The 11,854-nt window shown below is 34.7% G+C and carries 10 protein-coding genes; 6 read left to right on the top strand and 4 right to left on the bottom strand.

The window, feature by feature from the left end; translation table 11 throughout:
• The first annotated feature begins 129 nt into the window (after positions 1-129).
• The 6 genes from B9T31_RS05255 to B9T31_RS05280 all read left to right on the top strand — a co-directional run bounded on the left by B9T31_RS05255 (position 130) and on the right by B9T31_RS05280 (position 6,723).
• A complete protein-coding gene (locus B9T31_RS05255; protein WP_086180907.1) occupies positions 130-606 on the top strand; it encodes a copper resistance protein NlpE N-terminal domain-containing protein in 477 nt (158 codons plus the stop codon).
• Between the two features lie 133 nt (positions 607-739).
• Positions 740-2,806 carry a DNA polymerase III subunit gamma/tau gene (dnaX, locus tag B9T31_RS05260; protein ID WP_086180908.1) on the top strand — a complete coding sequence of 689 codons (2,067 nt, stop codon included), beginning with the start codon at positions 740-742 and terminating at the stop codon, positions 2,804-2,806.
• A 168-nt stretch (positions 2,807-2,974) separates the two neighbouring features.
• The gene (locus B9T31_RS05265) at positions 2,975-3,481 is read left to right on the top strand and encodes a low molecular weight protein-tyrosine-phosphatase (RefSeq protein WP_086180909.1); all 507 of its coding nucleotides are present in this window, start codon (positions 2,975-2,977) and stop codon (positions 3,479-3,481) included.
• A 17-nt stretch (positions 3,482-3,498) separates the two neighbouring features.
• Positions 3,499-4,542 (top strand): UDP-N-acetylmuramate dehydrogenase, encoded by a 1,044-nt coding sequence (murB, locus tag B9T31_RS05270; RefSeq protein ID WP_086181081.1) that lies wholly within the window; start codon positions 3,499-3,501, stop codon positions 4,540-4,542.
• A 7-nt stretch (positions 4,543-4,549) separates the two neighbouring features.
• Positions 4,550-5,671, top strand: a complete 1,122-nt coding sequence (locus B9T31_RS05275; protein WP_086180910.1) for a YdcF family protein — start codon at positions 4,550-4,552, stop codon at positions 5,669-5,671.
• Positions 5,671-6,723: an alpha/beta hydrolase gene (locus B9T31_RS05280; RefSeq protein WP_086180911.1), complete on the top strand. Its 1,053-nt coding sequence runs from the start codon at positions 5,671-5,673 to the stop codon at positions 6,721-6,723. The genes B9T31_RS05275 and B9T31_RS05280 overlap by 1 nt, the downstream gene beginning before the upstream one ends.
• 58 nt (positions 6,724-6,781) lie before the next feature.
• On the opposite strand, the gene B9T31_RS05285 is transcribed toward B9T31_RS05280, so the two are convergent.
• The 4 genes from B9T31_RS05285 to B9T31_RS05300 all read right to left on the bottom strand — a co-directional run bounded on the left by B9T31_RS05285 (position 6,782) and on the right by B9T31_RS05300 (position 11,782).
• The gene (locus B9T31_RS05285; protein WP_086180912.1) at positions 6,782-8,449 is read right to left on the bottom strand and encodes an FMN-binding glutamate synthase family protein; all 1,668 of its coding nucleotides are present in this window, start codon (positions 8,447-8,449) and stop codon (positions 6,782-6,784) included.
• A 153-nt stretch (positions 8,450-8,602) separates the two neighbouring features.
• The gene (locus B9T31_RS05290) at positions 8,603-9,763 is read right to left on the bottom strand and encodes a cupin domain-containing protein (RefSeq protein ID WP_086180913.1); all 1,161 of its coding nucleotides are present in this window, start codon (positions 9,761-9,763) and stop codon (positions 8,603-8,605) included.
• A gap of 188 nt (positions 9,764-9,951) precedes the next feature.
• Positions 9,952-11,328: an ABC1 kinase family protein gene (locus tag B9T31_RS05295; protein WP_086180914.1), complete on the bottom strand. Its 1,377-nt coding sequence runs from the start codon at positions 11,326-11,328 to the stop codon at positions 9,952-9,954.
• Positions 11,329-11,476: 148 nt separating this feature from the next.
• Positions 11,477-11,782, bottom strand: a complete 306-nt coding sequence (locus B9T31_RS05300) for a hypothetical protein (RefSeq protein WP_086180915.1) — start codon at positions 11,780-11,782, stop codon at positions 11,477-11,479.
• Between the last annotated feature and the right edge of the window lie 72 nt (positions 11,783-11,854).

Raw genomic sequence — 11,854 nt, forward strand, 5'->3', positions numbered from 1 at the left:
GAGATTTGGTACAAATTATGATAAGTATTAAAACTAGACCCTCGTTCTGCAAATATATATATCTTAATTGTGATTTTTAATTTTTATGGTAAATTTCACGCTAATTTTAATTTTTTGTGTTGTCAGAAGATGAATAAACCCATTTTAATTCCATTATTTGCCACATCAGTTTTGCTAGGGTGTCAAAACGCTGATTCACAAAAGACTATCAATGACGTTAGTGATAAAGATAAAAAAGTTGCTGTTGATCAAAAAATGGTTGCACAGTGGGTTGGCCATTATCATGGAACAACACCGTGTATGGGGTGTACATCTCGTTGCGAGGGCTGTGCTGGTATGGCTGTAGATTTAGAACTGAAGGACAATATGACTTATGTTTTACAACGTGAAAGTTTAAGTGATGAAAGTGCGATTGAAAAACAAGAAGGGGCTTTCATGTTTAAAGACAAAAAACAAATACAACTAGAATTATTAAATGTGAAAAATAGAAATCAACTTCATTTAAATATTGCAGATCAATCACTAGAAATCCAACAAGATACAACTGCAAAATCATATGATGCATACAATGATTTTTTACTCACTAAGTGGGTACAACGTGGTTAATTTATTTTGAGGTTGAAGGACAAGAAGTTTGAAAGAATGCTGTGAATAGCTACAATTAAGTATGAACGCTCACATTTCTCATTCACTCTTTGTGAAAAAAACAGTATGCTTATAGCGGTCATAAGGAGCATACATGTATCAAGTACTTGCACGAAAGTATCGTCCTCGTAATTTTAATGAATTGGTCGGTCAAAATCATGTTTCACGCGCATTAACAAGCGCTTTAGAACGTGGCCGTCTGCATCATGCTTATTTATTTACAGGAACTCGTGGGGTAGGCAAAACCACGATTGCGAGAATTTTGGCGAAGTGTTTAAACTGTGAGACAGGAATTACTTCTACGCCGTGTGAAGTATGTCCAACATGTAAAGCTGTAAATGAAGGACGGTTTATCGATTTAATTGAAATTGATGCAGCCTCTAGAACAAAAGTGGAAGATACGCGTGAGCTTCTGGATAATGTTCCCTATGCACCGACACAAGGCCGATTTAAAGTTTACTTGATTGATGAAGTACATATGTTATCTACGCATTCATTTAATGCGTTATTAAAAACTTTAGAAGAACCGCCTGAGCATGTAAAATTTTTATTTGCTACTACAGATCCGCAAAAATTACCAATTACAGTAATTTCACGTTGCTTACAGTTTACATTAAGACCTTTAGCAGTTGATGAGATTACGGAACATTTAACACTCATTTTAAATAAAGAGTCAATTCCGTCAGATCAAGATGCAATTTGGCAAATTGCTGAATCAGCACAAGGTTCTTTACGAGATGCATTATCGTTAACAGATCAGGCGATTGCTTATGGTCAAGGTAAGATTCATCACCAAGATGTTAAAGAGATGCTAGGTTTAATTGATCGTACAATCATTTATGACCTAATTTTATCGATTCATCAAAATCAAAAATCACGTGTCAGTGAGTTGTTATTACAGTTTAGACAGCAAGCATTAGATGTTTCTTTAGTGTTAGATCAATTGATTTCAACGTTGCATGAATTGGCTTTATTACAATATTTACCAGATTTAAGCCTGAAGTATAGTGCAGAAATTAACAAAAAAATCATGTATTTATCGCAGTTGGTCGCGGCACCTGATCTTCAGCTTTATTACCAAATAGCATGTAAAGGTCGTGCAGATTTACAATTGGCAGTTACACAAGAGCAAGGTTTTGAAATGTGTATATTACGGTTATTGGCATTTAAACCCATTCAACCAAATGAAGTGATATTAACTACCACAGCCGAATCTGAAAAAGTGGAGATTACGGAAAGTCCAAAAGAGAATATAGATATTTCTATTGTTTCTGTAAGTACGGAAAAAGATATCACTCAAGCCGATAGTATAGCTATAGTGAGTGAAGTTGAATTAGAGAAAACCTCTGCATTAATTTTGACTGATGATTCACATGATAAAAGTAATCTAACCGAACAGATAACAACCTCAGATTCCGCACATATTATTTTTGATGCCACCAATGAAACTGAGCTGTTTGGTCTAGACGCTGTTGAAATAGAAAACACCTTTGTTTCTGAAAGTCAGGATGATTCATTGTTTGAAGATTTTTCACCGATAATAACGAACAAACAAGAAAAAATTGAGACAGCTGAACACACCCGCGATTCACGTATACATCTAGAAGTGAGGGTAGAAGAAGAAAGCAATCACGTTATTGAGGAAGTACTTCCAGATTTATGGACAGATCCAAAGCCGATTGAACATGACGTTATTATAGACTTAGCGGTAGAGGTGGGGCCTGCAAAAAATACATCTTTAATGCCACAGGAAATATTAAGCCTTCAGCCAGAGGTATTAGAGGGTGAGTGGAATATTTCTAAATGGGAGTATTGGTTTAGAAACAGTCAACTATCACCAGCAGTACAAGAGTTGGCACAACATGGAGTAATGACTGGTTTTATTGATGGCGAGTCTATTTTTAATATTCCAGAGAAATATCAACAATTGCTGAATCAGTTGCAGGATCATTTAGAGCAAGCATTAAAATCTCAATGGGAAGATACGCTATTTCAAGTGAACTATACAGATTTATCTAACCAAGTTACGCCGTATTATTTATTAAATGATCGTAAACAGAAAGCATTTCAACGTGCAACTGAATTGTTGCAAGAAGAGCCTGTTGTAAAAAATCTTTTAGCTACTTTTGAAGGTGAGCTACAGGATATCCAATTGAAATAATTGAATTATATTTTCTATTAAATACAATATATATGAACGTGCAAAGCATTTCATGAGAATGGTTTTAACTTATACAGAATTCTATATTATTCTTGCATGAATATAGGATTCGGATTTTAAATAAATTACCATATTCGGTGGTAAAAATTGATAGGTTTTGAGGTTGTTATGTCATCGAAGGCGCCATATAAGGTGTTATGCGTGTGTTTAGGGAATATTTGTCGATCTCCCACAGCAGAAGTTGTGCTTAAACATTATTGTGATGAACAGCAATTAAATATTATAATTGATTCTGCAGGTACCAGTAATTATCATCCAGGAAAGGCGCCAGATTTACGAAGTCAAGAACATGCATTACAGCGGGGTTATGATTTATCTACATTACGTGCGCGACAATTAACAATTGATGATTTTATCAATTTTGATTTAATTCTGGCTATGGATTTAGAAAACCTAGAGAATATTACTCAATTAAAACAAAAAGCGTCACATACCTATAGTTCAAATCAGCTTAAGGCTAAGATTATGCTCATGAGTGAGCATGATGAGCGTTATCACAAACAAGACGTACCAGACCCTTATTATGGGGAAAGTGCAGGTTTTGAGCATGTACTTGATCAATGTGAGTCAAGTAGTCAGGCTTGGGTTAAAATATTTAAAGCAATGAACATTTAAGGTTGAAGATTTAAGTGATAAGTATTGAAAAACATGTGCAACTTAAGTCTTTAAATACATTAAGTCTAAATAGTGTAGCTTCAGATTATATTAAAATTGAGTCTATAGAAGCACTCATCCTTGCTTTAACATATGCAGACGAACAACATTTAAATGTACTGATTCTATCAGGGGGAAGTAATATGCTTTTACCTGAAAAAGTGAATGCTTTGATTATTCATATGAATATTCAAGGTATTGAACAGCTTGATGAAGATGATCAAAGTATTACGCTTAAAATTGGCGCAGGACAAGTCTGGCATGATTTTGTTCTATGGACGACGACACAAAATTTATATGGCTTACAAAATTTAGCATTAATACCTGGTCTAGTTGGAGCATCTCCTGTTCAAAATATTGGTGCATATGGGGTTGAAGTTGGTGATTTTATAGATTCTGTTGATGTTTATGATCGTATTGAGAAAAGATTTAAAAGTATTCTTGCAGCAGATTGCCATTTTTCTTATCGACATAGTATTTTTAAACAAGATCCGAATCGGTTTGTAATTATTTATGTTAATTTTAAATTACTCAAAAATGCAGATTTAAAATTAGGATATGGTGATCTTAAAAATGCCGTTGGTGATGAGAAAACTGCACTGAATTTACAAAACCAAGTCATTAAGATTCGTCAAAGTAAATTACCAGATCCTAAAGAATTTCCAAATGTAGGAAGCTTCTTTAAAAACCCTGTAATTTCTAAATTAGATTTTGAAGCATTACAAGATAAATTTCCTCATGTCCCACATTATTTACAATCCAATGATCAAGTAAAAATTGCAGCAGGTTGGCTCATTGAGCAAGCAGGTTGGAAAGGCAAACAATTAGGACATGTTGGTATGTTTCACAAACAAGCTTTAGTTTTGGTGAATTATGCGGATGCCAATTTAACAGAAGTTCAGAAAACTTATTACGCAGTGCAACACGATGTATTTCAAAAATTTGCTATTCTCTTAGAGCCAGAACCTGTTTTATTGAACGAACAAGGCTTAATCACTTTACATCATTTGATTATGGAATAGCGAATTAATGCAAAAGAAGCATACTATGGTTCGAATAGTACAAATTGTTTCAGGACTTTTTGTATTAATTGGCTGTCTAACGCTTTTTATTTATTCACCGTTTTATTCAAAAACAATTATTTATTTATTAAATAAATTTGTACCTGTTGAAGTCAATGAAGTTGCTGCTAAAAGCCAAAGGCTGGGTAGCTTAAACGAAAGTGAAACTTTAGAACCAGGTTCAAATTTATGGATTGCCAGACAAGCTTATTTAAAAGTATTAGAAGAGGATATTCAAAAAAACCACTCAAAAAAAATCATTCAAATACAAAAACGTTATAAAGAATTAACAGATTTAATTAAAGAAGAAAATCTTCAAACAAAAGATCAACTTGAAATTAAAGTTCCAATGAGTTTAGAGCAACAAGCCAGTTCGGAGGTTTCTATAGATTCAGTTAAAAATTTAAAAGAATTATTGAGCTTGAATCACTCAGAGAATAAAGAAGTGATGGATAAATATAAAGATTTTTTATTAATCCCAGATGATAAAAAAAATGATCTCATTTCATCTGAAGTCTTTGCTGTAGAAGATAAACAAGATCTCACTTCTTTGGGCGTAAAAGTCGATTCACATCCAATGTCGAACCCTTATGCTATTGTTGTATTAGGTGGTGGATTGGCATTAGATCAAAGTGGAAAAAATATTATTGTCAATAATTATACCAAAGCACGTTTAGAAAAAACCCTTGAGGTTGAAAAACAATATCATTTACCCATAGTTTTGAGTGGTGTTGAAGCACCCTATATGCAAAAGTGGTTGAAAAATTATGATGTGGATGCGAAGCTTCTTGAAGATAGAAGTATGAATACATGTGAAAATACACGCTTCAGTTCTCTACTTTTACAAAAAAAGGGAGGAGCACCTACCGTTATATTAATTACAGATCAATATCATATGCCAAGAACACGTCGACTTTTTGCATTAAATGGAATTGAAACGATTCCTGTAGAGGCGCCAATGCCAACTGAGTTAACCACTTGGCGTCCAAGTTTAAAAAATTATGATCATAGTCGCCGTGCAAATTATGAAGCATTAGCAACAATACGTGATGTTTTCTTTGGATTAGGTGCTTGCCGAGAGGTTCCATAATGCCAAATTCTAATCTCCCATTCCTAAATCCAAAAGATTTAAAGTTAGAAGACCTGCCTATTCCTCAACGAGAAATCACTGCTGATCGGCTAGAAAAACTGAATTTAAATAAGCCTTATCATCCTAATGTAGATATTTTGGCGTATCGAAAATTATATGGTTTACATCTTTTGAATGGTGATCATTGGCAAGGTTATATTGAAACGCCATTATTTAAAATTCATGTACAAGTATTTAAACCGATTTTAGAAAATACCAATTTTAAAACAATACAAGGTACTGTGGCTTTACTGCATGGTTATTTAGAGCATAGTGGAATTTATCAACCGATTATTAAAGAGTTATTGGATCAGGGCTTTAGCGTTTTAACTTTTGATTTACCAGGTCATGGTTTAAGTGATGGTGCATCAGCAAATATTAAAAATTTTGATGATTACCAATATGTATTACAAGTTGTTTATCAATATGTGAAAAACTTTGCACAATTGCCTAAGCCTTGGGTTGGCGTGGGTCAAAGCACAGGAGCTGCAATCTGGATGCATCATGTCTTGGAATATGCAGAACGTCGTGAAAATCCATTTATTGAGAGAATGCTGCTGCTTTCACCGCTTATTCGTCCTGCGAAAACAGCTTGGTGGCATAATTCAATTGGCTTAGGTATTATTCGTCGTATTAAAAGAGAAGTGCCGCGACACTTTAGGCGAAATAATCATAATCCAGAATTTTTACGTTTTATTCGGTTACGAGATCCACTCCAACCTAAGATGATGGGTATGGATTGGATTTTAGCGATGTCTAAATGGATGCAAGAAATGGATGCGCGTCCAGCATGTCGAATTCCTGTTTGGCTCGCTCAGGGAGCTTTGGATCAAACTGTAGATTGGCAATATAATATTGAATTCGTCAGAGCAAAATTTAGATTACAAACACTCTTAATTTTGGAGGAGGGTTCACATCAACTCATTAATGAACGTAAAGATATTCGTGCAGCATTGACAGGTTTAATACCTGCATTTTTACATGCACAAACCAGTCGAAATTATTATGAATAAACATGCATTAAAAAGAAGTATCTCTACTTCTTTTTAATGCTGTAACTATTTTGATTATTTAAAAATTTTCGGCTGAGGCAAGACTCCACATTTTTGCATAAAAATTATGTTGATCTAAAGTGTCAGAGAGTAACTCACCATCTTTCAACCAAAAATGTAGTTGTGCATAATTTTTGATTTCTCGATCATTCAATCTTTGAGCTAAATGGTGCGCTTTAATGTCTTCTGGGTGATTTAAACCAGCAGCAGCCAACAGTTCAGCTAATGCATGCATGGTATTTTTATGAAAATAATGCACACGGTCTGCTTTTGTGGGGACATGTAATGCTTTTTGACGTTCTTTATCTTGTGTTGCAACACCAACAGGACATTGATTGGTGTGACAGCTTTGTGCTTGAATACAGCCAATTGCGAACATAAATCCACGAGCAGAATTAACCCAATCCGCTCCTAAAGCCATGATACTTGCAATATCAAAAGCACTGACAATTTTACCACTGGCGCCTAGTTTAACTTTGTTACGAATGCCTGCACCGACAAGGGTGTTATGAACAAATAATAGGCCTTCGCGTAATGGTGTTCCTACATTATCAATTAACTCAATAGGTGCAGCACCAGTACCACCTTCAGAACCATCAATGACAATAAAATCTGGGTAAATTTGTGTTTCCAGCATTGCTTTAACAATACCCATCAATTGCCAAGGTTGCCCAATACATAGTTTAAAACCTACAGGTTTTTCTAAAGAGAGTTCACGTAATTGCTGAATAAAATACATCATTTCAATAGGCGTACTAAATGCAGAATGACTAGACGGAGAGATACAATCTTCATCACGACTCACACCGCGAATTTGTGCAATTTCTTCTGAAATTTTATCTTTCGGCAATATTCCACCATGTCCTGGTTTGGCGCCTTGAGATAGTTTAATTTCAATCATTTTTATTTGTGGTAATTGTGCTTGTTTTGCAAACTTTTCAGGATCAAACTTTCCATCTAAAGTTCGACAACCAAAATAGCCACTCGCCACTTCCCAAACAATATCACCTCCAAACTCTAAGTGATAAGGGCTAATACTTCCTTCACCTGTATCATGATAAAAATTGCCTAAATGTGCTCCTTTATTTAATGCACGTATTGCATTTGCACTTAAGCTTCCAAAGCTCATTGCAGAAATATTCATAATTGATGCATGATAGGGCTGTGAACATTGTTCATTACCAATCATGATTCTAAATGAGTTTGGATTTGCAAGTTGACTTGGTGTAAGGGAGTGCATCAGAAAACGATAATCATCCTGATATACATTAATAATTGAACCAAAGGGTTTATCCGCACTTTCATTCTTTGCGCGTTGGTAGACGAGGCTACGTTGCATGCGTGAGAAAGGTAATGCGTCTTGATCAGATTCAATAAAATATTGACGTATTTCAGGGCGAATATCTTCAAATAAAAATCTAAAATGTCCCATAATTGGGTAGTTTCTTAAAATAGAATGTTTGCTTTGTAGAACATCATAAAGCCCAAGCAGGCTGAGTGCCCAAGCAATAACCCAAAGTGAGTTGAGTACTTTATCTGAAATAAAGTAATAAATGTAGTGAGGTTCATAAGAAAAAATGAGCCATGTAATACTAACGGCAAGAAAAATGCTTGCAAACCAAACAGAATGCCGTGAAAAAAAAGTGTTTAAAAAGCGATGACGGATGCTTTGAGATAGACTAGGCACTGATCGTTTCCGTATTAACTGTTATCAAAATAATATTGATAATTATATTGTGAAGATTCAAGTATTGATTTGTCACTATAATTATATAAATATTTGAAAATTTAGAAAATAAATCACCTAAAAAACTTAGGTGATTTATAAATTTACCACTTTTTATTCACTAGGCACAAGCATTAAAATAGAATCACTTAATAATTGGGAAATGTCTTCTAATGATTCATTTTGATTAATAGATTGATTTAGTTCAACAACTTGACCATCGGCAAGTTGCTTTAAGTAAGGCGAAAATTGCTCAGAAATACCAAGCGCTTCACCATTTGCCCAGAATAAAAGTTCATTTTCCTGATCTGTATAAAGCAACCGAGAAGCAGGTTCGAGCATAAGCTTATAACCTTCTTCTAAAGCACTTTCTAAATCACCTACACCAATTTCTTCAGCTTCAGGAATATTATCTGGATATTTTGCCTCAGACATCAAACTCATAATTGCATCATCTAAAACCATTGAGTTTTCTAGTTGAGCGAGCAATTTTGTTTTGAGACAATCGAGTTCATCCGTTGTAATTTCTCCAATATTTGCCACTTTTTCTCTGAGAATATCTGTCAAAGGATTTTTTAAAATCTGATTATCAGAAAATTTATCGCTTACTCGATCCATCATATCGGCAATATTTGGCATGCGAAAACCAAATGAAAATGTTAAGCAATCATCTTCCGCTACACCATAATGCGATAAGCCTGGAGGAACGTAAAGTAAGTCCCCTGGTGCTAAAATTTCGTCAAATTGAATATTTATATCAGGAAGAAGTTTGAGTGGTTGCCCAGCCACATATTCTGTTTCAGCATCACACATTTGACCTAATTGCCAACGGCGATGTCCATAACCTTGTACTAAAAATACATCATAAAAGTCGAAATGCTTTCCAACTGAGCCACCTTTAGGGGCGTATGAAACCATAATATCATCGCGGCGCCACTGTGGAATAAATGGAAATTTTTTCCATAATGCAGCTAAATCAAATGAATAATGATCTACAGCCTGTACAAGTAGTGTCCATAATTTCGGAAGCTTTTGAAAATCGCCTTTAATTAATGGCGATGATTTAACATGCCATTGATTTGGGTCTCGATCTTTTTGCCGAATGAGACGTGCACTAACATGTTCTTCAAGCGCAAGTTCCATTACATCATTCGGTTCTAAAATATGAATAATTTCAGGTAGTGCATTTCGAACTAATAATGGTTTTTTTTGCCAATATTCACTGAGGAATTGCTCAGCTGTAATTCCGCCTAAAACATCTAGATTTTGCGACATAATATAAAAACGATCAGTAAATTTTATCTATTGTCGCTTTAGACGATGTCTGGTGCAAGTTTATACTTCGCTCTATGCTGAATAAAACCTTTAAAAGGCAGTCAAAAGCTGAGGCTTAAAGATATTCATGCGACGTGTTTTGATAGCATAAGCGGTCTTATGCTATGGTCTGTCTGTTAAAAAATGGATCATTGTAAATATGGCAGAATCATTGAACGTACATTGGTTTTTGCTTCAATTACAGTCATAAATGTATAGGCACCTATAAACTTGCGGCTAATAAACATAAACTCTTTAGGCGGAACACTGAAATATCGAGATGCCATGGATTTAGAAGCACGTTGCATGACACGATTATGTAATTGGCTTTTTTTCCAGTCATAACGGTTATTTTCATCCATAACACCTTCGGGTAAATCGGGGTTATTGGCAAGACAACTGAAGGCTTCTGTCGCTAAGAGAAATACTTTCGCCATATCAGGTTTAATACTTTGAGGAATGGAGTCAAAAAACTCATAACCCGTCATTGCATCAACCATCATGTCTAGATTATGGTAATAACCCGCTTCAATTAATTGACGTGCAACCAACAAAAGTTGTTGATCAAATTGGCGAATTGCACCGAAATCTAATAATACAATTTGATCAATAATTTCTGCACCATTTCCTAACCGAACAAGGTAATTACCAAAGTTTGGATCAGTTTGCATTTCGCCCCATTCAAAAATTTCACGAACTGCAATTTCAAGTGATGATTCACCTAACTTATTACGTCGTTCTTGGGGCAAAGACAACATGACAGGGCTGTTAATTGGCACACCGCGTTCAAATGTCATACACAGTACTTGATGAGTTGAATATTCATTAATAATTTGAGGGACAACATAACGATGATCTTCTGCTAAACGTTGAGCAAATCGACGAGTTGTTTCTGCTTCAATATGATAATTAACTTCACGGTGCATCATCTCGCGAACCTCATCAAACCATTGATCAAATTCACGTGTTTGAGGAACCATTCGAGTGAGTTTTAGCATATTTCGAAATAAGTTCATATCTGAATCTATTGCATCTGCAACACCAGGATATTGAACTTTTAAAACGAGTTCTACCCCATCTGATTTACGTGTTGCACGATGAACCTGAGCAAGGGAAGCAGTGCCTATTGGCTCATGATCAATGGTGAGATCATCTAATTTAGAGCCAAGTTGAATCTTTAATTGAGCATAAATTGCTGGCCATGCCAAAGCTACGGTCTGATTGTTTAGCGTATTTAATGCTTGTGTAATTTCTTCTGGTAAAAAATGTTCACCATATAGCGCCATCATTTGTCCAATTTTAACAATTGAACCTTTTAATTTTCCAATTTCTGAGACCAGATAATCAGCCTGTTCTCTCATGACTTTCTTACGTTTTTTTTCTTTTTCATCGTCACTTGCAAAAAGTGTTGTAGCACTTGATGCAGCCCAACGTGTTCCTGCGAGAAGGGATGCCTTTGCTATTGATAAACGGCGATCCATAGAGGACGTTTTAAGTTGTTTGAGCTTGTCGTGCTGATCAGACATGAAAACAAAGTCCTTAAAAAAGTAAATTGCTGAAAACATTAATTGTAAAGGATATTACAGGGTATAAGCGTATTAAAAAAGTTTAAGTTGCCGAAAAAAGGGAATGAATATTGATGATCTTTGATAAATAGCCTAAGTATAGTGAAAATTAAAGATGATACTGAATTTTTGATAAAGATTTACTCTGCAATGACTCTTTATTTTTTAAAATAAAAGTTAAAATCATTTCTTTGACAATCGGATCTTGAAATCCAGTAGAATAGCCTTTAACAATGATAATACTCGGTAAAATAAAAAATAAATACTTTGCATCATCAACTGAAGCGTCTGTATAAATGTTGAACTCATTTAACAATTCTTGAAGAAATTTTTTTTCATCTTTTACACTGCTAGAGAGGGTGTCATTCCAATAATTTTGGCGAATTGCCATTAAGTTATTGTGTTTGTAGCTCATATGAAATTCAACTAAAAGCAAAACAGATTTGTCATATGAGGATATTAAAAAAAACTTCAAATGTAAAATTTA

This window comes from Acinetobacter sp. ANC 4558 (assembly GCF_002135375.1).
In the GTDB taxonomy this organism is placed as follows: Bacteria; Pseudomonadota; Gammaproteobacteria; order Pseudomonadales; family Moraxellaceae; genus Acinetobacter.